This window comes from Kitasatospora sp. NPDC088861 (assembly GCF_044750105.1).
In the GTDB taxonomy this organism is placed as follows: Bacteria; Actinomycetota; Actinomycetes; order Streptomycetales; family Streptomycetaceae; genus Kitasatospora.
In genome coordinates, this window is record NZ_JBIVJF010000003.1 from 98,996 (window position 1) to 124,658 (window position 25,663).

Here is a 25,663-nt window from a genome sequence, read left to right on the forward strand (position 1 = left end):
CCAACTGACATCGATGGAGCTTGAAGGACCATGAGCGAGACGACCCCTGCGTCCGGCACGGCCGAGACCGCGACCGAGCCGTTCCGGTACAGCGCCGCGCTGGCGGCGGAGATCGAGTCCCGCTGGCAGGACCTCTGGGAGAAGGAGGGCACCTTCAACGCCCCCAACCCCGCCGGTGCGCTGGCCGACCCGGAGGCCGGTGACGTCGCCGCGAAGCCGCACAGCTTCATCATGGACATGTTCCCGTACCCCTCGGGCGCGGGCCTGCACGTCGGCCACCCGCTGGGCTACATCGCCACCGACGTCTACGCCCGCTACCAGCGGATGACCGGCCACAATGTGCTGCACACGCTGGGCTACGACGCGTTCGGCCTGCCCGCCGAGCAGTACGCGGTGCAGACCGGCACCCACCCGCGGGTCTCCACCGAGGCCAACATCGCCAACATGCGCCAGCAGCTGCGCCGGCTGGGCCTGGGCCACGACCCGCGCCGCTCGATCTCCACGATCGACCCGGAGTACTACCGCTGGACCCAGTGGATCTTCCTGCAGATCTTCAACTCCTGGTACGACGAGCAGGCCGGCGGGGCCCGGCCGATCGCCGAGCTGATCGCCCGGTTCGAGTCCGGCGCGAAGCCGACCCCGGACGGGCGCCCGTGGGCCGACCTGTCCGCCGCCGAGCGCGACGAACTGCTGGGCGAGTACCGGCTGGCGTACTCCAAGGAGGTGCCGGTCAACTGGTGCCCCGGCCTGGGCACCGTCCTGGCCAACGAGGAGGTCACCGCGGACGGCCGCTCCGAGCGCGGCAACTTCCCGGTGTTCAAGTCCAACCTGCGCCAGTGGATGATGCGCATCACCGCGTACTCCGACCGCCTGATCTCCGACCTGGACCTGCTGGACTGGCCCGAGGCCATCAAGCTGCAGCAGCGCAACTGGATCGGTCGCTCCGAGGGCGCCCGGGTCGACTTCGCCGTCGGCTCCGATGAGAAGATCACCGTCTTCACCACCCGGCCCGACACCCTGTTCGGCGCCACCTACATGGTGCTGGCCCCCGAGCACGGCCTGGTCGACTCGATCGTCCCGGCCGCCTGGCCCGTGGACGTGCCCGCCGAGTGGACCGGCGGCGCCGCCACCCCCGCCGAGGCCGTCGCCGCCTACCGGGCCACCGCCGCCGCCAAGTCGGACGTCGAGCGGCAGGTCGAGGCCAAGGTCAAGACCGGCGTCTTCACCGGCGCCTACGCCGTGAACCCGGTCAGCGGCGCGTCCGTCCCGGTGTTCATCGCCGACTACGTGCTGATGGGCTACGGCACCGGCGCCATCATGGCCGTCCCCGCCCACGACCACCGCGACTTCGCCTTCGCCCGCGCCTTCGCGCTGCCGATGCGCTGCGTCGTCCAGCCCACCGACGGGCGCGGCGAGGACCCGGCCGCCTGGGACGACGCCTTCGACACCTACGACTCCGTCATCGTCAACTCCTCCCGGGACGGGCTGACGCTGGACGGGCTGAGCGTCGTCGACGCCAAGGCCGCCGTCACCGCCTGGCTGGCCGAGCGCGGCATCGGCGAGGGCACCGTCAACTACCGCCTGCGGGACTGGCTGTTCAGCCGCCAGCGGTACTGGGGCGAGCCCTTCCCGATCGTCTACGACGAGGACGGCGTCATGCACGCCCTGCCCGAGTCGATGCTGCCGGTCGAGGTCCCCGAGGTCGAGGACTACTCGCCGCACACCTACGACCCGTACGACGCCACCTCCTCGCCGAAGACCCCGCTGTCGCGCAACGAGGCCTGGGTCAACGTCGAACTGGACCTGGGCGACGGCGTTCGCACGTACCGGCGCGAGACCAACACCATGCCCAACTGGGCGGGTTCGTGCTGGTACGAGCTGCGCTACGTCGACCCGTCGAACTCCTCGGCGGTCGTCGACCCGGCCAACGAGAAGTACTGGCTGGGCCCCACGGCCACCAAGCCGGCCGGCGGCGCCGACCTGTACGTCGGCGGTGCCGAGCACGCCGTGCTGCACCTGCTGTACGCGCGCTTCTGGCACAAGGTGCTGCACGACCTGGGCCACGTCTCGTCCGTCGAGCCGTTCCACAAGCTGTTCAACCAGGGCATGATCACCGCCGACGTCTACCGCGACGAGCGCGGCTTCCCGGTGCCCGCCGCCGAGGTCGAGGAGCGCGACGGCCAGTACTTCTGGCAGGGCGAGGCCGTCAAGCGCGAGGCCGGCAAGATGGGCAAGTCCCTGAAGAACGCCGTCGCGCCCGACGACATCGCCGACGAGTACGGCGCCGACACGCTGCGCCTGTACGAGATGTCCATGGGCCCGCTGGACGTCTCCCGCCCCTGGGACACCCGCGCCGTCGTCGGCTCGTACCGCTTCCTGCAGCGGCTGTGGCGCAACGTCGTCTCGGAGGCCACCGGTGACCTGGTCGTCACCGAGGAGGAGCCGGACGAGGCGACGCTGCGTGCCCTGCACAAGGCGATCGACGGCATCCGCGGCGACATGGCCGGGCTGCGGTTCAACACGGCCGTCGCCAAGGCGATCGAGCTGAACAACTACCTGGTCAAGCGCGGCTCCACGCCGCGCGCCGTGGCCGAGCAGCTGGTCCTGGTCGTCGCACCGCTGGCCCCGCACATCGCCGAGGAGCTGTGGCGCCGGCTGGGCCACGGCGAGTCGCTGGCGCACGCCGACTACCCGGTCGCCGACCCGGCGTACGTGGTGGACGAGACGGTGACCTGCGTGGTGCAGCTCAAGGGCAAGGTGAAGGCCCGGCTGGAGGTCGCGCCGACGATCTCGGACGCCGAGCTGGAGGCGCTGGCGCTGGCCGACCCGGCCGTCGTCGCGGCGATCGGCGAGGCGCCGGTGCGCAAGGTGATCGCGCGGGCGCCGAAGCTGGTGAACATCGTTACCGGCTGAGGCTGAGGCTGAGGCTGAGGCTGAGGCTGAGGCTGAGGCTGAGGCTGAGAGGCCGAGGCTCAGGTCGGTCGACTGGTAGTCGGTCGGCTGAGGCTGCTGGGGCGGGTGTCCTTCGGGACGCCCGCCCTTGCTCGTGCCCAGAGCCCCGGGAGGACCCGCGAACCCTCGGGGAGATCCCCGATCTGTCCCTGATCTCCGCCGCCCGGGCCCGTTCCGTCCGCTCCGGGCCCGATCCGGCGGCTACCGTGGAACCCTCGGCAGTACGGCCCGCGTTGGGTCCGGTGGGGGCCGAAACGGTGGCGGAAGGTGGCTCGCGATGGACGCGTTCGGCGTGATGATCGGCCTGGTCCTGCTCTTCGGGATCGCGGCGTTCGTCCTGGCCGTGGTCGGCACGGTCAAGGCGGCGAAGGCCGTAGCCACGAAGATCGGGCGGCACGAGGCCAACGCCCGGCGCGCGGTGGAGAACGCGACCCTCAAGGCGAAGACCTTCACCAAGGTCGGACCGCCCGGCCAGATCGCCGCCGTCCGGCTCGGCCTGCGTACCTCGCTCGACGGCACCCGGCAGGTGTTGGAGAGCGGCCTCCCCCAGGACGGCCAGCTCGGCGAGTCCCTCGCCCTGCTCGGCAGGCTCGACACGCACGCCGCCGAACTCGACGGCGAACTGCGGATGCTGGAGCGGGAGCCGGACACCGCGCGGATCGCGGCCAAGCTGCCGGAGCTGCGCGAGCGCGCCGAACGGATCACCCACTCTGCGGAGACCATGCGCTGGGCCGCGCAGGACCGGATGCACCGGTTCGCGGACGACGAGCTGAGCCGGCTCAGTCAGGAGTGCGAGAGCGAGGCGGGGGCGCTGCGGCACTGGGACACCTCGGGGGAGTCGTCGTCCGCGTCCTCCTCCGGTGGCTCCGCTGCCGGCGCTGGTTCCGCAGGCTCTGCTGCCGCCGCTGGCTCCGCTGCTGGCGCTGGTTCCGCTGCTGCCACTGGTTCCGCTGGCCCCTCTGGCTCCGTGTCCGCGTCTGCGGGTACGCGTTCAGGGGCGGCCTCCGGCGGTGCTGCGCGGGCCGGGCTGACGGACGGGAAGGGGCGCCCGAGCGCGGAGGAACTGCTCGGGCTCGCCGACCCGCTGGCCAAACTGGCCCAGCGGCTGCGGAAGCCGTCGGCGGGGCCCACGGCGGGCTGAGCACCCCGCGTCGGGTGCTGCGGCCGTGTTTCGGCGGGTGCCGCGTGCTTGTCCCGGCGGCGCCCTCGGGGCCATTCGGGGTTCGCACCCGGGCGCTGTCCTCCCGGACGAACGGGGAGTAATCTCCGCCTCATGCCCTCTGACCTCGCACTTGTCACCGACTCCACGGCCTACCTGCCGCAGGAGACCCTCGACCGGTACGGGATCACGGTGGTCCCGCTGAGCGTCGCGGTCGGTGACGCGGTCCTGTGCGAAGGCGTTGAGATCTCCCCCAAGGACGTCGCCGAGGCGCTGCGCGACAAGCAGCGGGTGACGACCTCCCGACCGAACCCCGAGGCCTTCGCCGCCGCCTATCGGGCCGCCGCCGAGGCCGGGGCGAAGGGCATCGTCTCGGTGCACATCTCCGGCGAGCTGTCCGGCACGGTGGAGGCCGCCCGGCTGGCGGCCTCCGAGGTGCCGGTACCCGTGCGGGTGGTGGACAGCCGGCTGGTCGGCATGGCCCTCGGATACGCGGTGCTGGCGGCGGCCGAGGCGATCGCGGACGGGCGGGACCTGGCGGAGGCGGCCGAGGCCGCCACCCGGCGGGCGGCCGTGACCAGCGGGTTCTTCTACGTCGACACCCTGGAGCACCTGCGCAGGGGCGGCCGGATCGGGGCGGCGCGGGCGCTGCTCGGGTCGGCGCTGGCGGTCAAGCCGCTGCTGCACCTGGACGGGGGGCGGATCGAACCGCTGGAGAAGGTGCGCACCGCGTCGCGGGCGATCGCGCGCTTGGAGGAGATCGCGGTCGAGCGGTCGGGGGGCGGGGAGGTCGACATCACCGTGCACCACCTGGCGGCCGAGGAACGGGCGGAGCCGCTCGCGGAGCGGCTGCGGGCCCGGGTGCCGGGGCTGCGGGAGCTGTACGTGGGCGAGGTGGGGGCGGTGATCGGCGCGCACGTCGGGCCGGGGCTGCTCGCGGTGGTCGTCGCGCCGCGCTGAGCGGGCCGGTCGCGCCGCGTCGCGGGCTCTGGTCAACTTTTCGCGGCACCGATCACTCGTGTGAGTGATCTGTTTTGTCCACAACCCCCGAGTTATCCACAGGGGTTCGGTAATTTCTGCGCACTCTGCCGAGGACTCCTACCGTCCTCGGCATGACGACCATGGGCCTGGGCGCGGCGAAGCGCCACGAGATCAACGAGACCGTCCGGCTGCGGATGGCGGCGCTGCTGCCGACCGGCGGCAGCAGCGCCGTGGGCGGTGGGGCAGGGGTCGGGGCTGGCGGGCCGGTGGGCTTCGGTGCCGCGGTGGGCGCGCTCGCGTCGACCGGGCAGCCTTCGGGCGCGGTTCCGTCCGGGGCGGGGGAACGGCCTCCGCCGGCGGGGCCTGCGCCGCCTGTGCCACCTGTGCCGTTGGATTCGGTCAGGGCGGGCGGTGACGTGGATCCGCCGGAGCCGGGGGCCGGGTCGGGTCTTCGATTCGGCTCGGCGATGGCACTCGACCGGCGGGCGGTGGCTGGGTTGGCCGTCCTGCTGCTGTTCGCGGTCGGCTACGCCGTGCAGCACTTCTGGCTGGCCAGACCGCAGGCGGTGGCCGTGCCGACGTTGGCCTCCGCCCCGGTCTCACCGGTCTCACCGGATTCACCGGGGGCGACATCCGCGTCCGTGCCGGCTACGGCCTCGGGCCCGGGCCCGGCGGCCGATCCCGTCGGCGCCGGGCCCGGGGCGGTCGTCGTGGTCGACATCGGCGGGCGGGTGCACCTCGCAGGCCTGCACACCCTGCCCGGCGGCTCGCGGGTGGCCGACGCCCTGCGGGCGGCGGGCGGTCCGCTGCCGGAGACGGACACCCGGAGCCTCAACCTGGCCCGGGTACTGACGGACGGTGAACAGATCCTGGTCGGCGAGCCGGCTCAGGCCTCCGCCCCGGGCGCCGGAGCCGGCAACGGACCGCCGGCGGTCGGCACGCCCAGACCGCCCGTCAGCCTCAACCGCGCCGGCCTCGAACAGCTCGACGCCCTCCCCGGCGTCGGCCCGACCCTCGCCCAGCGCATCCTCGCCTACCGCACATCGCACGGCTCGTTCCGCACGCTCGACCAGCTCCGGCAGGTCAGCGGCATCGGGGCGCGCACGTTCGCGGAACTCCGTCCGCTGCTGACCCTCTGACCTCCCCGTCCGTCCCCTTGCCCGCCTGTTCTCCCGTCCGTCCGTCGTCGTCCGTTCGTCCGTCGCCGCCACCCGCCGAAGGGAGGTACCGCCGTGCCCGCCGCCACCGAACCGAACCTGCCGAACCGCTCCACCGGTGCCGACTTCCGGCTGCTGCTTCCCGCCGTCTCGGCCTGGGCGGTGACGGCCGCGCTCCTCGGCCTGGAGCCGGGGTACGACGTCCTCGCCTTCGGCCTGGCGGGTGCCGCCGCGCCGGCGGCCGTCCTGCTGCTCGTCAGGCCCGCGCTCCTGCGCCGACGCGCAGCGGCGGTGACCTTGGCCGCCGTCCTGCTCACCGGAGCCGCCGCGGCGGTGGCCACCCCTCTGCACACCGCCGATCTGCACCGGGGGCCGCTGCCGGAGCTCGTCCGAGCGGCCGAGCACGCCCCGCCGCGGTCCCCGGGCGAGCCCGCTCGGGTGGTGGAGGCGGAGCTGACCGTCGCCGGGGACCCGAAGGCCCACACGGCCCGGGGCGGGACCACCGGCGGGCAGACCCTCCTCACCGTCGACGCGGTGGCCGACCGGGTCACGCTCCTGCCGGACGGGCGGAGCACCCGGACGCGGACCCCGGTGACCGTCATGGTCCGGGGCGCGGAATCCGGGCCCTGGCAGGGGCTGCTCCCGTCGGAGCGGCTGGCGGTGGAGGCCGAGGTGCGGCCCGCGGGAGACGGCTACGACACCTCGCGCGCGGCGCTGCTGGTCGTCCACGGCCCGCCCCGGCACCTCGCGCCGCCGAGCCTGCCGCAGCGGATCGCCGGGCGGCTGCGTGCCGGTCTGCGCACGGCCAGCGACGGGCTCCCGCCGGACGCGCGCGGACTGCTCCCGGGCCTGGTCGTGGGCGACACCTCGCGACTGCCCGATGACCTTGAGGACGCCTTCCGGGCCACCGACCTGGTGCACCTGGTGGCGGTGAGCGGGGCCAACCTGGCGATCGTCCTCGGCGCGCTGCTGGGCGCCCCGGGGCAGGCCGGCACCCCGGAACGGCGCGGGCTGGCCGCGTTGCTGGGGCTCTCGCTGCGCACCAGCGCGCTGCTCGGGACGGCGCTGACGCTGGCCTTCGTCGCCGTCTGCCGGCCGGAGCCCAGCGTGCTGCGCGCGGCCGGGACGGGGCTGATCGGCATGCTCGCGCTGGCCACCGGCCGGCCCCGGCAGGCGGTGCCCGCGCTCGCCGGGGCGGTCCTGGTGCTCGTCCTGCTCGACCCGTTCCTGGCGCGTTCCTTCGGATTCCTGCTCTCGGTGCTCGCCACGGCCGGGCTGCTCGTCCTCGGGCCGCACTGGGCCGAGGCGCTGCGGTCCCGGCGCTGGCCGCACCACCTGGCGGGTGCCCTGGCGGCGACGGCCGCCGCCCAGGCCCTGTGCGCGCCGGTGACGGTGGTGCTGTCCGGGCACATCAGCCTGGTCGCGATCCCGTGCAACCTGCTGGCCGAACTGGCGGTGGCCCCGGCGACCCTGCTCGGCTTCGGGGTGCTCGTGCTGCAGCCGCTCCTCCCGGACCTGGCCCGGCTGCTCGCGGAGCCGGCCGGCGTGCCGGTCGGCTGGCTCGCCCTGGTGGCGCGGCGCGGTGCCGAACTTCCGGGCAGCCAACTTTCCTGGCCGGGCGGGTGGTTCGGGACGGCGACGGTCGCGCTGGCCACCCTGGCGGTCTGCTGGGTGATGCCGCTCCTGCTGCCACGGCGGGCGCCGTCCGGCAAGCCCGTCCGCGCCCGGCGGCGGTGGGTGCGGGCGCTGGTGGCGGGGGTCCTGCTCGTGGTCCTGCTGGCCGTGCTGCTGCGGCCACCGCAGCTCACCCGGATCGCGACCGGCTGGCCGCCGCCGGGGTGGCGGATGGTGATGTGCGACGTGGGCCAAGGGGACATGCTGGTGCTCGCGGCCGGTGCACAGGACAGTGCGGTGGTGGTCGATGCGGGGCCGGATCCGAACGCCGCCGACAGGTGCCTACGGGATCTGGGTGTCACGGAAGTGCCGTTGTTGGTGGTGACGCACTTCCACGCCGATCACGTCGAGGGTGTGCCGGGGGTGTTCCGGGGCCGCCGGGTCGGAGCGATCGAGGGCACGACCCTGGACGATCCACCGGGTGAGGCGGCCCGGGTGGCGGGCTGGGCGGCTGGTGCCGGAGTCCCGCTGCTGCGCGCGGGGCGCGGTGAACGGCGCTCGGTGGGGCCGGGGCTGTCCTGGGAGGTGGTCTGGCCCGACGCCGGGGCGGCTGCCGAGGCACCGGGGGCGAACAATGCGAGCGTCGCGCTGGTGGTGTCGGTGGCGGGCGGACTGCGGATGGCGTTGCTCGGGGACCTCGAACCGCCCGCCCAGTCGGCGCTGCTGGGCCGGTTGGGGCGGGTGGACGTCCTGAAGGTGGCGCACCACGGATCCGCGCATCAGGACTGGGCCTTGACCGGTGCGTTGCGTCCCCGGCTGGCATTGATCTCGTGCGGCGAGGGAAACGCGTACGGGCATCCGTCCGTGCGGACGGTGGACCGGCTGCGCGCGCTGGGCGCGAGCGTGCTGCGCACCGATCGGGTGGGCGACATCGCGGTGACGGGCGGCTCGCCGGCCGTCCTCGGGGTGTCCGTGCACCCGCAGACGGCGCACGAGGCGCGCAAGCCCCGCTCGCGCGCTGCGGACGGAGCGCCCGACTCCCGTACCGGGCAGGGCTCGCACACCCCGCGAGCCCCGCCCGGCTGACCCCGCCCTCCTCTCCTCCCAGCCATCAGGTGGGGGAAGGGAAAGGGGTGGGGGTGGGGAGGAGGGAGGGGGGCGGGGCGGGGCCCGGAGAACGATCGCGGCGCGCTCCGGGCCCTGCCCGGAGCGCGCCGAAGTACGGGCACCTACGGTGGTGCGTCGCGCTCGACCGTCGAGCGTGAGCTGTTGGCAGGGCAGGCCGGGTCAGCAGGAGATGTTGCCGCCGCCGACGTCGGTGCCGAGGATGCCGACGAAGTTCTGGAAGAGGTTGATGCGGTCGTTGCGCTCGTCCGGGTTCTGGCCGTTGCATTCCAGGGCGCCGTTGATGCTGCGGATGGTCTCGCCGAAGCCCCTGCCGTTGACGATGGCGTCGTGCGGGGTCATCGTCCCGGCGCCGTTCTGGGTGTCCCAGAACCAGAGGCCGGTCTTCCAGGAGACGGCGGGGTCCTGCTCCACCTGGTAGGGGTTGTCCAGCAGGTCGATGTTCAGGGCGTCGCCCGCCGCCTTGTAGTTGAAGTTCCAGCTGATCTGGAGCGGGCCGCGCCCGTAGTAGGCGCTCTGGCCGGCCGGACAGCCGTAGGGCTGCGAGGCGTCGCAGTAGTGGCTGTAGTTGGCGGTGTTCTGCTCGACGACGTACCGCAGGCCGCCGGTCTCGTGGCTGACGTTGGCGAGGAAGGCGGCCGCCTCCCGCCTGCGCGTCGCGTCGTCCCCGGTGGTGGCGAACCCGGGGTAGGCGCTCAGCGCATTGACCAGGCCGTCGTACGTGTAGAAGGAGTTCCGGTTCGGGAACATCTGGTTGAACTGGGCCTCGCTGACCACGAACCCGTCGGCGGAGGCGGGCGTCGCCGGAACGGCGACCGCCAGCCCGCTCGCGACTGCGGCGGCGCTCAGCACGGCCAGAACGCGGGACCGGGTCCGGGACAGGGCGCGGGATACGGACATCTGCACTCCTTCGGTGGCGTGGACCGAGCCGCTGAGCCCCTGCGGGCAGCCGGCTCGGACGCTCAAGGATTCGTGGCCGAAGCAACGTGCGCAGAATGACACGCACTTGGTGTGAGGAGGCACGGAATTGACGGTGAATCACTCGACGGGGGTGTGGCTCGTCGAGGGTTGACGCCGAGGTGGTCGGACCCGGCGGCGCGGGGTGGAGGTGGCCTCGTGCTCCTCGGCCCGGAACGGGCGCAGCGCCGCGTCCGGGTCCGTTCCCCTCGAAGGTTCCGGGCCGGGCCGGGGTCCGGCCGTCGGTGTCAGCCTTCCTCGCGCCAGCCCTCGTGCTCGACGGCGATGGCGTCCAGGGCGTGCAGCAGGGCCGGGGTCCAGCCGTCCTCCGGGGGCTCGACGACGACCAGCCACTGGGCGTCCTCGGCGTCGTCCTCGCCGGCCAGGGCGTCCCGGACGAGGTCGAGCTCGCCGAGGTCGGGGTGGGCGGCGCTGAGCTCCTCGGCGGCGTCCTCGGCGGCGTCGCGGTCGGGCAGGACGAGCAGTTGCCGGGCGTGCGGGTCGTTGACGTCCGGCAGGTCGGTGGTGTGGTTCTCGGTCACCGGACCATTCTCCAGGTCGGGTGATCGGCACGGTTGGGCAGGTCGGGTCAGGCGGGTCGGGTCGGGTAGGTCGGGCCGGAGAGGCGGGACCGGGCGGGGCCAGGGGCCGGGGTCGCCCCGGGCGGGAGTGTCCGCGCCCCGTGGGATGCTGGTAGGCGATGGCCAGGAAGAGTGCACCCGACGACCTGCTCGCCCCGCTGACCCTCGCGGTCGGCCAGGAGGAGCTGCTGCTGGACCGCGCGGTCGCCCAGGTGGTGGCGGCGGCGAAGGCGGCGGACCCGGACACCGACGTGCGGGATCTGCCGCCCGGCGGCCTGCAGCCGGGCAGCCTGGCCGAGCTGACCACGCCGTCGCTGTTCGCCGAGCGCAAGGTGATCGTGGTGCGGGCCGCGCAGGACCTCTCCGCCGACTCGGTGAAGGAGGTCAAGGCGTACATCGAGACGCCGGCCGAAGAAGTGATCATGGTGTTGGCGCACGCGGGCGGGGCGAAGGGCAAGGGCCTGCTGGACGCCGGGCGCAAGGCGGGCGGTCGCGAGGTGGCGTGCGCGAAGCTGACCAAGGCGAGCGAGCGGCTGGCCTTCGTCCGGGGTGAGTTCCGTACGCTGGGCCGCTCGGCGACGCCGGAGGCCTGCCAGTCCCTGCTGGACTCGCTCGGCAGCGACCTGCGCGAGCTGGCGGCCGCGTGCAGCCAGTTGACCTCGGACGTCGAGGGTGCGATCGACGAGACGGTGGTGGCCCGCTACTACAGCGGCCGGGCCGAGGCGACGGGCTTCGAGGTGGCCGATCTGGCGGTCACCGGCCGGGCCGCGGAGGCGCTGGAGCGGCTGCGCTGGGCCCTGGCGGTGGGCCAGCCGCCGACCGGTATCACCTACGCGCTGGCCTCCGGCGTGCGCAGCATCGGGCGGTTGGCAACCACCGGGCGGAACATGCGTCCGGCGGACCTGGCCCGCGAGTTGGGCATGCCGCCGTGGAAGGTCGATCGGGTGCGCCAGCAGATGCGCGGCTGGACGGGCGACGGGGTGGCCACCGCGCTGACCGCGATCGCCCAGGCCGACGCCGCCGTCAAGGGCGGTTCGGACGATCCGGCCTTCGCGCTGGAGCGCGCGGTGGTGGCCGTCGCCCGGGCGGCCCGGGCCGGGTCCCGCCCGGCGTACTGACGGCGCGGCCACCGGACCGGACCCGGCCCCCGCCTGCCCGGCCACCCGCCGACCCGCCTGCCACCACCTGCTCACCCGCCGACCCGTCTGCGCGCCCATCGAGCGGACGGCTTCCCAGGCATCGGCCCGCAGCGCCGTCCGGAGCCCTGCTCGCGCGTGACCGGCAGACGACAGCGACCGGGCCACGGAACGCGACAGGCGCCGTAGCGGGCCTCTGGGGAGAGGCCGACTACGGCGCCTGTCGTACTGCTTCGTACACCGCACCCGCGTGGCGAACGCAGGCCGCGTGCGGTGCGAGTCTCTCGCGCCTCAGGGGTCCGGGTAGAGGGCCGGGTCCGTCCCGAGGCGGTGGGGGCCGAGACCCCCGGGGCGTCAGGCCTGGGCGGCCGCGTTGACGCGCTTGGTGATGGCCGACTTCTTGTTGGCGGCCTGGTTGGCGTGGATGACGCCCTTGCTCACGGCCTTGTCCAGCGCCTTGGAGGCGGCGCGGGCCAGCACGGTGGCCTTCTCGGTCTCGCCGGCGGCAGCGGCCTCGCGGGCCTTGCGCAGGGCGGTCTTCAGCGAGGACTTGACGGCCTTGTTGCGCAGGCGCGCCTTCTCGTTGGTCTTGTTGCGCTTGATCTGGGACTTGATGTTCGCCACGAAGGAGCCTCAGTCTTGTCTAAAAGGATTGAACGGGCTGCACCGCGCGGCCGCCGGGCAGCTGAGAGGGCATGCCGGGGCCAGGTGCAGCAGCCCACGCTACCAGGGGCCCGCCACCCGCCCCAAACCGGGAGCCCGGCCCCGTGGCCGGGTCGCCTGCGCGGTAGTGGGCCGTCTACGCACTGAGCACCGGCTCCCCGTAGTGCTCGACCTCCGGGAACGGCCGGTAGAAGCGGTGCAGGAGCTCCCGCCACCGCCGGTACTCGGCTGAGCCGCGGAAGCCCTCGGTGTGGTCCGCGAGCGTCTCCCATTCCACCTGGAGGAGGAATCGCGAGCCGCGTCCTTCGTCGAGGCAGCGGCGCAGTTGCAGGGAGCGGAAGCCCTGCTGGACGGCGATCAGGGGCCGGGCCTCGGCGAAGGCGGCGAGGAACTCGTCCTCCTGGCCGGGCAGGACGTCGAGCAGGGCGCTTTCGAGGATCACGGGGTGCCATCCTGCCGTCTGGCGCGGGCCCGGAGAAGGTCTGGGCGGACCGAACGGCGGCCCGCGCCGTGGTCGTGGGAGGATGGGAGGAACTATTTCGATCGGACGAGACTGTCCGGTCCCCGGGAAAACCGGTCAGCGATGACCAGGACACCCCCGGCCCCGGACCAACGGAGAATCGGACCAAGGTGCCCGCGACCCCCAGCAATGTGCCAGAGCCCAGCCGTACCGACCCGGCGCTGATCCGCAACTTCTGCATCATCGCCCACATCGACCACGGCAAGTCGACGCTCGCAGACCGGATGCTGCAGATCACGGGCGTCGTCGACCCGCGGCAGATGCGCGCCCAGTACCTCGACCGCATGGACATCGAGCGCGAGCGCGGCATCACCATCAAGTCGCAGGCGGTCCGCCTCCCGTGGGCGCCGAGGACCGGTCCGAATGCCGGGACGACGCACATCCTCAACATGATCGACACCCCCGGCCACGTGGACTTCACGTACGAGGTGTCCCGCTCCCTCGCGGCCTGCGAGGGCACCATCCTGGTGGTCGACGCGGCCCAGGGCATCGAGGCGCAGACCCTCGCCAACCTGTACCTGGCGCTGGAGAACGACCTCACGATCGTCCCGGTGCTGAACAAGATCGACCTGCCGGCCGCCCAGCCGGAGAAGTACGCGGCGGAGATCGCGCACATCATCGGCTGCGACCCCTCGGACGTGCTGCAGGTCAGCGCCAAGACCGGCCTCGGCGTCGAGGACCTGCTGGACCACATCGTCAACACCGTCCCGGCCCCGGTCGGCGTCAAGGACGCCCCGGCCCGCGCGATGATCTTCGACTCGGTGTACGACTCCTACCGCGGCGTGGTCACCTACGTGCGTGTCGTGGACGGACAGCTCACCAAGCGCGAGCGGATCGCGATGATGTCCACCGGCGCCACCCACGAGCTGCTGGAGATCGGCGTCATCTCGCCCGAGCCGAAGGTCGCCGACGGCCTGGGCGTCGGCGAGGTGGGTTACATCATCACCGGCGTGAAGGACGTCCGGCAGTCCAAGGTCGGTGACACCATCACCTCGATGCACAAGGGTGCGACCGAGGCGCTGGGCGGCTACAAGGACCCGCGCCCGATGGTGTTCTCCGGCCTGTACCCGCTGGACGGCTCGGACTACCCGCTGCTGCGCGACGCCCTGGACAAGCTGCGGCTGAACGACGCCGCGCTGGTGTACGAGCCGGAGACCTCGGTCGCGCTCGGCTTCGGCTACCGCTGCGGCTTCCTCGGCCTGCTGCACCTGGAGATCATCCGGGAGCGCCTGGAGCGCGAGTTCAACCTCGACCTGATCTCCACCGCCCCGAACGTGGTCTACCGGGTGATCATGGAGGACGGTACCGAGCACATCGTCACCAACCCGAGCGAGTTCCCGACCGGCAAGATCGCCGAGGTGTACGAGCCGGTCGTGCGCGGCACCATCCTGGCGCCCAACGAGTTCGTCGGCGCGATCATGGAGCTCTGCCAGTCCCGCCGCGGCAACCTCCAGGGCATGGACTACCTGTCCGAGGACCGGGTCGAGCTGCGCTACACCCTGCCGCTCGCCGAGATCGTCTTCGACTTCTTCGACCAGCTGAAGTCCAAGACCCGCGGCTACGCCTCGCTCGACTACGAGCCCATCGGCGAGCAGTCCGCCCAGCTGGTGAAGGTCGACATCCTGCTGCACGGCGACGCGGTGGACGCCTTCTCCGCGATCGTGCACAAGGACAAGGCCTACGGCTACGGCGTGATGATGGCGGGCAAGCTGCAGAAGCTGATCCCGCGCCAGCAGTTCGAGGTGCCGATCCAGGCGGCCATCGGCTCCCGGGTGATCGCCCGTGAGACGGTCCGCGCGATCCGCAAGGACGTCCTCGCCAAGTGCTACGGCGGTGACATCTCGCGCAAGCGCAAGCTGCTGGAGAAGCAGAAGGAGGGCAAGAAGCGGATGAAGATGGTCGGCCGCGTGGAGGTCCCGCAGGAGGCCTTCATCGCCGCGCTGTCCACCGACGCCGAGGCGCCGAAGGAAAAGAAGTAACCACAGGCGCGTGAGAGGGGCCCGGGCGGACAACCGCCCGGGCCCCTCCTCGTTCTCCCCACCCTCGTTCTCTCCGCCGGAGCGGGCCACCGCAGCGCACCACGGACGAGGAGCCGGGGCGGTTCGGGCCCGCCCCGGCTCGGCACCGGCGGTGTGCGACGGTCAGTCCACCTCGGCCACGGCCTCCGCGAACTGCGCCTGGTACAGCCGCGCGTAGGCGCCGTGCGCGGCGATCAGCTCGTCGTGCGAGCCCTGTTCGACGATTGAGCCGTTCTCCATCACCAGGATCACGTCGGCGTCCCGGATGGTGGAGAGCCGGTGCGCGATCACGAAGCTGGTGCGGCCGGTGCGCAGCCGGGCCATGGCCCGCTGGATCAGCACCTCGGTGCGGGTGTCGACGGAGCTGGTCGCCTCGTCCAGGACGAGGATCGACGGCTGGGCGAGGAACGCCCGGGCGATGGTGATCAGCTGCTTCTCGCCCGCGCTGACCCCGGCGCCGTCGTCGTCGATGACGGTGTCGTAGCCGTCCGGCAGGGTGCGCACGAAGCGGTCGACGTGGGCGGCCTTGGCGGCCTCGACGACCTGCTCGCGGGTGGCTCCCTGGGCGCCGTAGGCGATGTTGTCGGCGATGGTGCCGCCGAACAGCCAGGTGTCCTGGAGCACCATGCCGATGCCGGAGCGCAGTTCCTCGCGGGACATCGCGGAGACGTCGACCCCGTCGAGGGTGATCCGCCCGGAGCTGACCTCGTAGAACCGCATCAGGAGGTTGACCAGGGTGGTCTTGCCGGCGCCGGTGGGGCCGACGATGGCGACGGTCTGGCCGGGTTCGACCTTGAGCGAGAGGTCCTCGATGAGCGGCTTCTCGGGGTCGTAGCGGAAGGACACGTCCTGGAAGGCGACCCGGCCGTGGATGGTGTCGGGCCGCTCGGACACGGCCGGTTCGGGGGTCTGCTCGGGGGCGTCCAGCAGCTCGAAGACGCGCTCGGCGGAGGCGACCCCGGACTGCACCAGGTTGGCCATGCTGGCGACCTGGGTGAGCGGCTGGCTGAACTGCCGCGAGTACTGGATGAACGCCTGCACGTCGCCGATGGACAGCGCGCCGCTGGCCACCCGCAGGCCGCCGACGACCGCGACCAGCACGTACTGCAGGTTGCCGATCAGCATCATCGCGGGCTGGATGATCCCGGAGATGAACTGCGCCCGGAAGCTGGAGGTGTACAGCGCCTCGTTGTGCTCGCGGAAGGTCTCGGCGGACTCGCGCTGGCGGCCGAACACCTTGACCAGGGTGTGGCCGGTGTACATCTCCTCGATGTGCGCGTTGAGTTGGCCGGTGGACTTCCACTGCTGGACGAACTGGGGCTGCGCCCGCTTGCCGACCTTGGCGGCGACGGCCACCGACAGCGGCACCGAGATCAGGGCGATCGTCGCCAGCAGCGGGGAGATCCAGAACATCATCGCCAGCACGCCGATCACGGTGAGCAGCGAGTTGACGACCTGTCCCATGGTCTGCTGCATGGACTGGCTGATGTTGTCGATGTCGTTGGTGACCCGGCTGAGCACCTCGCCGCGCGGCTGCTTGTCGAAGTAACTGAGCGGCAGCCGGGCGAGTTTGGCCTCGACGTCCTGGCGCAGCCGGTAGCCGGCCCGCTGGATCGCCGCGGTGGCCAGCCGGCCCTGGACGATGCCGAACAGGGCGGAGGCGAGGTAGATGACCAGCACCCAGAGCAGCACGGTGCCGATGGCGCCGAAGTCCATGCCCTGGCCGGGGGTGAAGTCCACCGAGGAGAGCAGGCCGGCGACGCCGCCCTCGCCGTGGGCGCGCAGCCCCTCGACGATCTGCGCCTTGGAGGTGCCGGGTTCGAAGCGGGCGCCGACGACGCCGGCGAAGATCAGGTCGGTGGCGTTGCCGAGGACCTTGGGGCCGGTGACGGCGCAGCCGATGCTGAGCACGCCGAGGGCCAGCACGCCGGAGATCAGGTTGCGTTCGGGGCGCAGCAGGGCGAGCAGTCGCTTGCCGGAGCCCTTGAAGTCCATGGACTTCTCGGTGCCCTGGCCGCCCATGAAGCGGCCCGGTCCGGCGGGGCCGCGGCGGGCGGCGGCGGCCTGCGAGTCGCTGGGCAGTTCGTCGGCGGGGTCCGCGGCCTTGGTGTCCGGGTCGGGCTTTGCGGGGTCAGCGGCCTCGGGGTCCACGGTTCTGGTGTCCGTGGTCTCGGTGTCCGCGGTCCTGGTGTCCGCGTCGGGCTTGCCGGGGGTGGTCACGCCGCCTCCTGCTCGGTGAGCTGGGAGAGCACGATCTCCCGGTATGTCGGGTTGTCGGCCATCAGTTCGTGGTGGGTGCCGGTGCCGACGACCGCGCCTTCGTCGAGGACGATGATCCGGTCGGCGTCGCGGATGGTGGAGACGCGCTGGGCGACGATCAGCACGGTGGCGTCGGAGGTCTCGCGGGCGAGGGCCTTGCGCAGCCTGGCGTCGGTGGCGTAGTCGAGCGCCGAGAAGGAGTCGTCGAACAGGTAGACGTCGGGCTGGCGGACCAGGGCCCGGGCGATGGCCAGGCGCTGGCGCTGGCCGCCGGAGACGTTGCCGCCGCCCTGGGCGATCGGGGCGTCCAGGCCTTCGGCCAGTTCCGCGACGAAGTCCTTGGCCTGGGCGATCTCCAGGGCGTGCCAGAGTTCCTCGTCGGTGGCGTCGGGCCGGCCGTAGCGGAGGTTGCTGGCGACGGTGCCGGAGAACAGGTAGGGCTTCTGCGGGACGAGGCCGACGCTCTCGGCGATCGCCTCGGGGGCGAGTTCGCGCACGTCGACGCCGTCGAGCAGGACCTGGCCGGAGGTGGCGTCGAACAGCCGGGGCACGAGCCCGAGCAGGGTGGACTTGCCGCTGCCGGTGGAGCCGATGACGGCGGTGGTCTCGCCGGGGCGGGCGGTGATGGCGATGCCGCGCAGCACCGAGGCCTCGGCGCCGGGGTAGCGGAAGTCGACGTCGCGCAGTTCCAGGTTGCCGCGGCGCAGCACCTCGGTGATCGGCGCGGCGGGCGGGACGACGCTGGAGGAGGTGCCGAGGACCTCCTCGATGCGCTCGGCGCAGACCTCGGCGCGCGGCACCATCATGAACATGAAGGTGGCCATCATGACGCTCATGAGGATCTGCATCAGGTAGGAGAGGAAGGCGGTGAGCGCGCCGATCTGCATGCCGCCGTTGTCGATCCGGTGGGCGCCGAACCAGAGCACGGCGACGCTGGAGACGTTCACGACCAGCATCACGGCCGGGAACATGAACGACATCAGCCGGCCGACCTGGAGGGCGGTGTCGGTGAGGTCCCCGTTGGCCTTGGCGAAGCGGGCCTGCTCGTGGTCGTCCTTGACGAAGGCGCGGATGACCCGGATGCCGGTAATCTGCTCGCGCAGGACCCGGTTCACCGTGTCGATCCGGGTCTGCATGCTGCGGAACTTGGGGCGCAGCGAGCGGACGAGGAGGACGACGACGGCGCCGAGCAGCGGGATGACCGCGAGCAGCAGGCCGGACAGCGGCACGTCCTGGTTGAGGGCCATGATGATGCCGCCGACGCACATGATGGGGGCGGCCACCATGAGCGTGAAGCTCATCAGGGCCAGCATCTGGACCTGTTGGACGTCGTTGGTGGTGCGGGTGATCAGCGAGGGGGCGCCGAACTGGCCGACCTCGCGGGCGGAGAAGCTCTGCACCTGGTCGAAGACGGCGGCGCGGACGTCCCGGCCGAAGGCCATGGCGGTCTTGGAGCCGTAGTAGACGGCGCCGATCGAGCAGAGCGCCTGGACCAGGGTGATGCCGATCATCACCCCGCCCACCTGCAGGATGTAGCCGGTGTCGCCCTTGACCACGCCGTCGTCGATGATGTCGGCGTTGAGCGTCGGCAGGTAGAGCGCCGCCAGGGTGGACACCAGTTGGAGCCCCACGAGCAGCGCGATCGGTCGGGAGTACGGGCGCAGGTACGCCCTGAGAAGTCTGATCAGCACTGGCACACTCTTGTCGTCGACGGGTGGATTCGCATCCCGATTCTCGTTCTTTGGTGGACTCGTACAGGCGATTCACGAGTTGTGGATCGCAGGTTTGCCCAGTCCTTTGCCGAACCGTACGGCGGGCCCGATTGCACGGGTTCACCGGGGCGCGGGCGGAGTCGTCGTCGGGCACCGGCGGCGCGGCGGTGTGCCGGCCGGGCCCCGCCCTCTTACGGAATGACCGGTTTCCCCCTAGGCTGCTGATTGCCCCCTTGTTACTCGCCGGTATCGCCCGGGTTGACCGGGGGCCCGGCGGCCGCCCCCCACGGGCGCCGAGACCATCCCTCAGACGGCCACCCGCCCCCGGAGGTCCTCGTTGAGTTCCGCGCAGTCCCTGATCGACTCCGGCAGTGCCGACTTGGTCGCCGGGCGTCCCGCCTCCGTCGCCCACCTCTTCCTGGAGCGGGTCGCCGCCACCCCGAACGCCGAGGCCTACCGCTACCCGGCCCCGGTCGACGAGCACGCCGCGGACAGCGCCCCCGGCGCCGAGCAGTGGCGCTCGCTCACCTGGGCGCAGACCGCGGCCCGGGTCAAGGCGGTGGCCGCCGGCCTGATGGCGCTCGGCATCCAGCCGGAGGACCGGGTGGCCCTCGCCTCCTCCACCCGGCTCGAATGGATCATCGCCGACCTCGGGAACATGTGCGCGGGTGCCGCCACGACGACCGTCTATCCCAGTACCAACGCCGATGAGACCGCGTTCATCCTCTCCAACTCCGGTTCCAGGGCGCTGTTCGCGGAGAACTCCGCCCAACTCGCCAAGGCCGTCGGCCAGCTCGGACAGCTGCCCGAGCTGCGGACCGTCATCCTCTTCGACGCCCCCGAGGCCGACGCCCCCGAGACCGACGCCCCACAGGCCAGTACCCCCGGGGCCGACGGCCTGAACGCCCTCACGGTGCTCACCCTCGCCGAGCTGGAGCAGCGCGGCGCCGAGTACCTGGAGCAGCACCCGGACGCGGTCGAGAAGGCCGTCGCCGCGCTCGACAAGGAACAGCTGGCCACCCTCATCTACACCTCCGGCACCACCGGCCGCCCCAAGGGCGTGCGCCTGGTGCACGACTGCTGGGCGTACGAGGCCCGGGCCCAGGAGGCCAGCGGACTGCTGCGCTCCGACGACGTCCAGTTCATGTGGCTGCCGCTGTCGCACGTGTTCGGCAAGACGCTGATCTCCGGCCAGATCGCCACCGGCCACGTGATGGCCGTGGACGGCCGGGTCGACCGGATCATCCACAACCTGCCGGTCATCCGGCCGACCGTGATGGCCTCGGCGCCGCGCATCTTCGAGAAGGTCTACAACGGCATCGCCGGCCGGGCCCGGGCCGAGGGCGGCGCCAAGTACAAGATCTTCCGGTGGGCCGCCAAGGTCGCCCGCGAGCACGCCCGCGCCGTCCAGGAGAGCCGGATCGCCACCGGCGCCGGCACCGCCCCGCTGGGCCTCAGGCTCCAGCACGGCCTGGCCGACAAGCTGGTCTACGCCAAGATCCGCGCGGCCTTCGGCGGCCGGCTGCGCGGCGCCGTCTCCGGCAGCGCCGCGCTCGCGCCCGAGATCGGCTACTTCTTCCTCGGCGCCGGCGTGCCGATCCTGGAGGGCTACGGCCTCAGCGAGACCAGTGCCGGCTCCTGCGTCAACCGTGAGGAGGACGTCCGGATCGGCACCGTGGGCCGCCCGCTGCCCGGCACCGAGGTCCGGATCGCCGAGGACGGCGAGATCCTGCTGCGCGGCCCCGGCGTCATGCGCGGCTACCACGACCTGCCCGAGAAGACCGCCGAGGTGCTGGAGGCCGACGGCTGGTTCCACACCGAGGACATCGGCGAGCTCGGCCCCGACGGCTTCCTGCGGATCACCGACCGCAAGAAGGACCTGTTCAAGACCTCCGGCGGCAAGTACGTCGCGCCCAGCGAGGTCGAGGGCAGGTTCAAGGCGGTCTGCCCGTTCGTCAGCAACATCCTCGTGATCGGCAACGGCCGCAACTTCTGCACCGCGCTGATCGGCCTGGACGAGGCGGTCATCATGCCGTGGGCCGCCGCGCACGGGCTGAAGGACAAGTCCTACGCCGAGGTGGTCGCCGACCCGCAGGTGCACCAGCTGATCGAGGGCTTCGTCAAGCGGCTCAACGCCGACCTCCAGCGCTGGCAGACGATCAAGAAGTTCCACCTGCTGCCGCGCGACCTCGACATCGAGCACGGCGAGCTCACCCCGAGCCTGAAGATCAAGCGCCCGGTGGTCGAGCGGACCTACGCGGACGCCGTCACCGCGATGTACGCGGGCGCCAACGAGGCCTGATCGGCCCCGACCCCGTACGGCTCACCGGTTCGGGTGAGCCGTACGGGACAATGGGGTCATGCCCTCCGCACTCCCCGACGGTGAACCGGTGCCGTCCGACGGTTCCCTGCCCGCATCCGCCCGCACCGGTCTCGGGCAGCGGCCGTTCGGCTTCTACCTGCACGTGCCCTACTGCGCCAGCCGCTGCGGCTACTGCGACTTCAACACCTACACCGCCACCGAGCTGCGCTCCTCCGGGGCGGTCGCCTCCCAGGAGACCTACGCGGACAACGTGGTCGCCGAGATCCGGCTGGCCCGCCAGGTCCTCGGCCAGGTCGACCTGCCGGTGCAGACCGTCTTCCTCGGCGGCGGCACCCCCACCCTGCTGCCCGCCCGCGACCTGGTGAAGATGCTCGCCGCGCTGCGCGAGGAGTTCGGGCTCGCCGAGGGCGCCGAGGTCACCACCGAGGCCAACCCGGAGTCCGTCGACCCGGCCTACCTGGCCGAACTGCGCGAGGGCGGCTACAACCGGGTCTCCTTCGGCATGCAGAGCGCCCGCCCGCACGTCCTGAAGCTGCTCGACCGCCACCACACCCCGGGCCGCCCCGAGGCCTGCGTCGCCGAGGCCCGCGCCGCCGGCTTCGACCACGTCAACCTGGACCTCATCTACGGCACCCCCGGCGAGTCCGACGACGACTGGCGCGCCTCCCTGGACGCCGCCATCGGCGCCGGGCCCGACCACGTCTCGGCGTACTCCCTGATCGTCGAGGACGGCACCAAGCTCGCCGCCCGGGTCAAGCGCGGCGAACTGCCGATGATCGACGACGACGTGCACGCCGACCGCTACCTCATCGCCGAACAGGCCCTCAGCGCCGCCGGCTACACCTGGTACGAGGTCTCCAACTGGGCCACCACCCCGGAGGGCCGCTGCCGCCACAACGAGCTGTACTGGACCGGCGCCGACTGGTGGGGCGCCGGCCCGGGCGCGCACAGCCACGTCGGCGGCGTCCGCTGGTGGAACGCCAAGCACCCCGCCGCCTACGCCCAGGCCCTCGCCGAGGGCCGCACCCCCGCCCTGGGCCGCGAGGTGCTCGCCGAGGAGGACCGCCGGGTCGAGCGCATCCTGCTGGAACTGCGCCTCGCCGAGGGCATCCCGCTCACCCTCCTCACCGACACCGGCCGCCACGCCGCCGCCCGCCACCTCGCCGACGGCCTCCTCGCCGCCGAGCCGTACGCCGGGGGCCGCGCGGTCCTCACCCTCCAGGGCCGGCTGCTCGCCGACGCGGTCGTACGTGACCTGGTGGACTGACATTCGTTAACGTGGGTGTCAGCCGTCGGAGGGAGCGTGCGATGACCGCCATCGATGATCGGATGACCGGGATCTTCGAGAACCTGGAGGTGCCGGAGGGCATCAAGGCCGAACTCATCAGGGGGGAAATCGTGATGATGGCGGGGCCTGACATGGTCCACAATCTCATCGTCCTGGCGATTCAGCACCAGCTTCCGTACGGTCGGTGGCGTCCACTCACGACCCAGGACCTGGGGATCCCCGGCCAGGCGAGCGAACCCCAGCCCGACCTGGTCGTCTTCGAACGCGGGGCGGTCCAGGAGCACGGACGACTGCTGCCGTCGCCCGCCGTCACCCTGGTGGTCGAGGTGGTGTCGAAGACCAGTGTCGATCGTGATTACCGGACCAAGCGGGAGCTCTACGCCGAGGGCTCCGTCCCCGCGTACCTGATCGTGGACCCGATCAAGGGGGTCTGCGTGCTGCTGACCGAGTTGGGTAGGGATCCCGGGTCCGGCCTCCCGAGGTACATGTCCGAGCGGACCAGCAAGTTCGGCGAGCCCGTCCCCGTCAGCCTGCTTGAGATCGATCTGGACACCACGGACTTTCAGCAGTACGTCTGATCGGCCTCACTCCGGAACCGTCACGAAGTCGATCAACTCCTCGACCTTGCCCAGCAGTTCCGGCTCCAGGTCCTTGTAGCTGTCCACCGTGGAGAGGATCCGCTTCCAGGCGGCGGGGGTGTTCACCGGCCAGCCGAGGCGGCGGCAGACGCCCTCCTTCCACTCCTCGCCGCGCGGGACGGCGGGCCAGCCGGCGATGCCGACGGAGGCGGGCTTCACGGCCTGCCAGATGTCGATGTAGGGGTGGCCGACGACCAGGACGGCGTCGCCGGTGACCTGGGCGGCGATGCGCTGCTCCTTGGTGCCGGGGAGCAGGTGGTCGACCAGGACGCCGAGGCGCCGCCCCGGGCCGGGGGCGAAGTCGGCGACGATCGCGGGCAGGTCGTCCACGCCCTCCAGGTACTCGACGACCACGCCCTCGATCCGCAGGTCGTCGCCCCAGACCCGCTCGACCAGTTCGGCGTCGTGCCGGCCCTCGACGTAGATCCGCGACTCGCGGGCGACCCGGGCCCGGGCGCCGGGGACGGCGACGGAGCCGGAGGCGGTGCGGCCCGGCGTACGGGAGGGGGCGGGGCCGGCCGGGCGCACCAGGGTGACCGTCCGGCCCTCCAGCAGGAAGCCGCGCGGCACCAGCGGGAACACCCGGAGCTTGCCGAAGCGGTCCTCCAGGGTGACGGTGAAGCCCTCGGCGGTCTTCTCGCAGCGCACCACCGCGCCGCAGAAGCCGGTGGCGGCCTCCTCCACCACCAGGTCCCGTTCGGCGGTCACCTCCGGGGCGGGTTGCTGCTTCTTCCACGGCGGGGTCAGGTCGGGTCCGTACTGGCGGCTGCGCATGAAAGCGACTATACGGACGGACCGTCAGAGGCCCGGCGCGCCCCAGACCGGGAACCAGCGGCTGAGGTCCTTCTCCAGCCGCAGGTCGTTCCCGAGCATCGCGTTGACCTGAAGCTCCAGCGGGCTGTTGCGCCGCTCCCCGCCGCCGGGCATCGGGGCGAAGGGGTAGAAGGTGCCGCGCTTGTAGAGGTAGACCAGGGCCAGCGACTGCCCGTCCGGGTTGCGGAAGCCGACCAGCGAGCAGAGCAGCTGCGGCCCGAAGCCGTTCGCCTCCAGCTCGCTGTTGACCGCGTGCAGGTCGTTGACCAGGTCCGGCAGTTCCTCGGGGGTGTGCCGGGCGAGCAGCCAGGAGTAGCCGTAGCCGTCCTTGGAGGCCTCCACCGGGACGCCGCCGCGCTCGGTGTCGGCGTCGAGCAGCGCCCGCACCTGCTGTTCGACCTGACCGAAGGCCGCGCCCTCGACGGCGGCGAAGCAGACCGAGCCGAGCCCGGTGGGGGTGAACCCGGCCCCGGCCTCCAGGGTGAGGGCGGCGGACGGGACGCCGAACAGCTGGTCGAGGTCGGGCTTGACGGGCTTGGTGCGCCCGAACAGGGTGTCCAGGATTCCCACGGCGGTCCTTTCGGAGGAGGGAGTCGGGAGGGCGGCAGGGGGGCGGGGCCTCAGCGGCCGAGCTGCTCGGAGATCTTCGCCAGCTGCTCCAGGCGCTTCTCCAGCGTCGGGTGGGTGGAGAACAGCTGGGAGGCGGTCTCCCGGGCGCTCAGCGCGGGGGCGAAGTAGAAGGCGTTGTAGGGCTGCGCCTGGCGCAGGTCCTTGCTGGGGATGGCGGCGATCTGGCCGGTGACCTTGGTGAGCGCGGAGGCGAGGGCGCTGGGCCGGCCGGTGAGCTGGGCGGCGGCGCGGTCGGCGGCGAGTTCCCGGTAGCGGGACAGGAGCCGGGTGAGCAGGAAGCTGATGGCGTAGACGACCATCGACACCAGCGGGATGATCAGGGCGACGATGGCCGCGTTCTGGTCGTTGTTGTTGCGGTTGCCGCCCATGAACCCGCCGTACATGGCGATCCGGGTCATGGCCCCGGCGAGGACGCCGAGGAAGCCGGCGATGGTCATCACCGCGACGTCCCGGTGGGCGACGTGGGACAGCTCGTGGGCGAGGACGCCCTCCAGTTCCTCGGGCTCCAGCCGTCGCAGCAGGCCGGTGGTGACGCACACCACGGCGTTCTGCGGGTTGCGGCCGGTGGCGAAGGCGTTCGGCATGTCGTTGTCGGCGACCGCCACCCGGGGTTTGGGCATGTCGGCCAGCGCGCAGAGCCGGTCGATGGTGCCGTGCAGTTGCGGGTACTGCTCAGGGGTCACCTGGTGGGCGCCCATCGCCCGTTCGGTGATCTTGTCGCTGAACCAGAACTGGGCCACGAACAGCCCGCCGGAGATCAGGACGATCAGTGGCCAGGCGCCGCGCAGCAGCACGATCAGCAGACCGGTGAAACCGACGTACAGCAGCCCGATCACGAACATCGTCACGACCATGCGGCCGGTCAGACCGCGGTCGGGCGCGAAACGGGTGTGCTGGCCCGAGCTCGACATTGCTTGCTCCTCCATTCGCCGTCGTCTTCGATGCTGCCACCCGGACGGCCCCGCGGCACCACCCCCGCGCCGGGAACTGCGGGCAGGATCACTCCGGCCGGGCCGTTCCTGCCGTTGGGCCCGGGCCTTACACTGGCAGGTACGGTTTTGGCACTCGCAGGTTCAGAGTGCCAAAGCGGGTGCCGGAGCCGGGATCCTCCCGGAGCGGGCAGCAGCATGCGTGACA

The 25,663-nt window shown here is 72.2% G+C and carries 19 protein-coding genes; 10 read left to right on the plus strand and 9 right to left on the minus strand.

Going from position 1 to position 25,663, the window contains the following annotated elements; genetic code table 11:
- The first annotated feature begins 30 nt into the window (after positions 1-30).
- The 5 genes from leuS to ACIP37_RS07260 all read left to right on the plus strand — a co-directional run bounded on the left by leuS (position 31) and on the right by ACIP37_RS07260 (position 8,949).
- On the plus strand, positions 31-2,913 hold the full coding sequence (gene leuS, locus ACIP37_RS07240; RefSeq protein WP_363629200.1) for a leucine--tRNA ligase: 2,883 nt from the start codon (positions 31-33) through the stop codon (positions 2,911-2,913).
- A 316-nt stretch (positions 2,914-3,229) separates the two neighbouring features.
- The gene (locus ACIP37_RS07245; RefSeq protein ID WP_400805369.1) at positions 3,230-4,093 is read left to right on the plus strand and encodes a hypothetical protein; all 864 of its coding nucleotides are present in this window, start codon (positions 3,230-3,232) and stop codon (positions 4,091-4,093) included.
- A gap of 132 nt (positions 4,094-4,225) precedes the next feature.
- Positions 4,226-5,071, plus strand: a complete 846-nt coding sequence (locus ACIP37_RS07250) for a DegV family protein (protein ID WP_400805371.1) — start codon at positions 4,226-4,228, stop codon at positions 5,069-5,071.
- Positions 5,072-5,559: 488 nt separating this feature from the next.
- Positions 5,560-6,231 (plus strand): helix-hairpin-helix domain-containing protein, encoded by a 672-nt coding sequence (locus ACIP37_RS07255; RefSeq protein ID WP_400805373.1) that lies wholly within the window; start codon positions 5,560-5,562, stop codon positions 6,229-6,231.
- 93 nt (positions 6,232-6,324) lie between these two features.
- Complete coding sequence (locus ACIP37_RS07260) at positions 6,325-8,949, plus strand: ComEC/Rec2 family competence protein (protein WP_400805375.1); 2,625 nt, start codon at positions 6,325-6,327, stop codon at positions 8,947-8,949.
- A 201-nt stretch (positions 8,950-9,150) separates the two neighbouring features.
- Here ACIP37_RS07260 and ACIP37_RS07265 read toward each other — a convergent pair whose 3' ends face one another.
- Positions 9,151-9,888, minus strand: coding sequence for a chitinase (locus ACIP37_RS07265; protein WP_363588276.1), 738 nt, complete (start codon positions 9,886-9,888; stop codon positions 9,151-9,153).
- Positions 9,889-10,193: 305 nt separating this feature from the next.
- The gene (locus ACIP37_RS07270) at positions 10,194-10,487 is read right to left on the minus strand and encodes a hypothetical protein (RefSeq protein WP_363588274.1); all 294 of its coding nucleotides are present in this window, start codon (positions 10,485-10,487) and stop codon (positions 10,194-10,196) included.
- A 158-nt stretch (positions 10,488-10,645) separates the two neighbouring features.
- Here ACIP37_RS07270 and holA point away from each other — a divergent pair, with 158 nt between their 5' ends.
- On the plus strand, positions 10,646-11,644 hold the full coding sequence (gene holA / locus ACIP37_RS07275) for a DNA polymerase III subunit delta (protein ID WP_400805379.1): 999 nt from the start codon (positions 10,646-10,648) through the stop codon (positions 11,642-11,644).
- Between the two features lie 372 nt (positions 11,645-12,016).
- On the opposite strand, the gene rpsT is transcribed toward holA, so the two are convergent.
- Together rpsT and ACIP37_RS07285 are read right to left on the minus strand one after the other, a co-directional pair.
- Positions 12,017-12,286: a 30S ribosomal protein S20 gene (rpsT, locus tag ACIP37_RS07280; protein WP_270147017.1), complete on the minus strand. Its 270-nt coding sequence runs from the start codon at positions 12,284-12,286 to the stop codon at positions 12,017-12,019.
- Between the two features lie 175 nt (positions 12,287-12,461).
- On the minus strand, positions 12,462-12,767 hold the full coding sequence (locus ACIP37_RS07285; protein WP_363588270.1) for an antibiotic biosynthesis monooxygenase: 306 nt from the start codon (positions 12,765-12,767) through the stop codon (positions 12,462-12,464).
- Between the two features lie 188 nt (positions 12,768-12,955).
- Here ACIP37_RS07285 and lepA point away from each other — a divergent pair, with 188 nt between their 5' ends.
- Positions 12,956-14,824 (plus strand): translation elongation factor 4, encoded by a 1,869-nt coding sequence (gene lepA, locus ACIP37_RS07290; RefSeq protein WP_363588268.1) that lies wholly within the window; start codon positions 12,956-12,958, stop codon positions 14,822-14,824.
- 162 nt (positions 14,825-14,986) lie between these two features.
- On the opposite strand, the gene ACIP37_RS07295 is transcribed toward lepA, so the two are convergent.
- Together ACIP37_RS07295 and ACIP37_RS07300 are read right to left on the minus strand one after the other, a co-directional pair.
- Positions 14,987-16,885 (minus strand): ABC transporter ATP-binding protein, encoded by a 1,899-nt coding sequence (locus ACIP37_RS07295; protein WP_363588280.1) that lies wholly within the window; start codon positions 16,883-16,885, stop codon positions 14,987-14,989.
- Positions 16,886-17,079: 194 nt separating this feature from the next.
- Positions 17,080-18,813: an ABC transporter ATP-binding protein gene (locus tag ACIP37_RS07300; RefSeq protein ID WP_363588266.1), complete on the minus strand. Its 1,734-nt coding sequence runs from the start codon at positions 18,811-18,813 to the stop codon at positions 17,080-17,082.
- Positions 18,814-19,171: 358 nt separating this feature from the next.
- On the opposite strand from ACIP37_RS07300, the gene ACIP37_RS07305 reads away from it, so the two are divergent.
- From ACIP37_RS07305 to ACIP37_RS07315, 3 genes are read left to right on the plus strand one after another with little or no spacing between them, the layout of a single operon-like run.
- Positions 19,172-21,136, plus strand: a complete 1,965-nt coding sequence (locus tag ACIP37_RS07305; RefSeq protein WP_400805382.1) for an AMP-dependent synthetase/ligase — start codon at positions 19,172-19,174, stop codon at positions 21,134-21,136.
- A gap of 58 nt (positions 21,137-21,194) precedes the next feature.
- Positions 21,195-22,424, plus strand: coding sequence for a radical SAM family heme chaperone HemW (hemW, locus tag ACIP37_RS07310; RefSeq protein ID WP_400805384.1), 1,230 nt, complete (start codon positions 21,195-21,197; stop codon positions 22,422-22,424).
- Positions 22,425-22,465: 41 nt separating this feature from the next.
- A complete protein-coding gene (locus ACIP37_RS07315; protein ID WP_363588260.1) occupies positions 22,466-23,023 on the plus strand; it encodes a Uma2 family endonuclease in 558 nt (185 codons plus the stop codon).
- Positions 23,024-23,029: 6 nt separating this feature from the next.
- On the opposite strand, the gene ACIP37_RS07320 is transcribed toward ACIP37_RS07315, so the two are convergent.
- From ACIP37_RS07320 to htpX, 3 genes are read right to left on the minus strand one after another with little or no spacing between them, the layout of a single operon-like run.
- Entirely contained in the window at positions 23,030-23,857 is an 828-nt protein-coding gene (locus tag ACIP37_RS07320) for a DUF3097 domain-containing protein (RefSeq protein ID WP_363629209.1), read from the minus strand.
- 24 nt (positions 23,858-23,881) lie between these two features.
- The gene (locus ACIP37_RS07325; RefSeq protein WP_363588256.1) at positions 23,882-24,466 is read right to left on the minus strand and encodes a hypothetical protein; all 585 of its coding nucleotides are present in this window, start codon (positions 24,464-24,466) and stop codon (positions 23,882-23,884) included.
- Between the two features lie 50 nt (positions 24,467-24,516).
- Positions 24,517-25,437, minus strand: coding sequence for a zinc metalloprotease HtpX (gene htpX / locus ACIP37_RS07330; RefSeq protein WP_363588254.1), 921 nt, complete (start codon positions 25,435-25,437; stop codon positions 24,517-24,519).
- Between the last annotated feature and the right edge of the window lie 226 nt (positions 25,438-25,663).

What these genes read in the sequence shown, in the direction of transcription:
- htpX (WP_363588254.1), bottom strand. Translation starts at nt 25,437, where the DNA reads ATGTCGAGCTCGGGCCAGCACACCCGTTTCGCGCCCGACCGCGGTCTG.
- ACIP37_RS07265 (WP_363588276.1), bottom strand. Translation starts at nt 9,888, where the DNA reads ATGTCCGTATCCCGCGCCCTGTCCCGGACCCGGTCCCGCGTTCTGGCC.
- hemW (WP_400805384.1), top strand. Translation starts at nt 21,195, where the DNA reads ATGCCCTCCGCACTCCCCGACGGTGAACCGGTGCCGTCCGACGGTTCC.
- ACIP37_RS07250 (WP_400805371.1), top strand. Translation starts at nt 4,226, where the DNA reads ATGCCCTCTGACCTCGCACTTGTCACCGACTCCACGGCCTACCTGCCG.
- holA (WP_400805379.1), top strand. Translation starts at nt 10,646, where the DNA reads ATGGCCAGGAAGAGTGCACCCGACGACCTGCTCGCCCCGCTGACCCTC.
- ACIP37_RS07315 (WP_363588260.1), top strand. Translation starts at nt 22,466, where the DNA reads ATGACCGCCATCGATGATCGGATGACCGGGATCTTCGAGAACCTGGAG.
- ACIP37_RS07320 (WP_363629209.1), bottom strand. Translation starts at nt 23,857, where the DNA reads ATGCGCAGCCGCCAGTACGGACCCGACCTGACCCCGCCGTGGAAGAAG.
- ACIP37_RS07245 (WP_400805369.1), top strand. Translation starts at nt 3,230, where the DNA reads ATGGACGCGTTCGGCGTGATGATCGGCCTGGTCCTGCTCTTCGGGATC.
- ACIP37_RS07255 (WP_400805373.1), top strand. Translation starts at nt 5,560, where the DNA reads ATGGCACTCGACCGGCGGGCGGTGGCTGGGTTGGCCGTCCTGCTGCTG.
- ACIP37_RS07295 (WP_363588280.1), bottom strand. Translation starts at nt 16,885, where the DNA reads ATGGGCGGCCAGGGCACCGAGAAGTCCATGGACTTCAAGGGCTCCGGC.
- leuS (WP_363629200.1), top strand. Translation starts at nt 31, where the DNA reads ATGAGCGAGACGACCCCTGCGTCCGGCACGGCCGAGACCGCGACCGAG.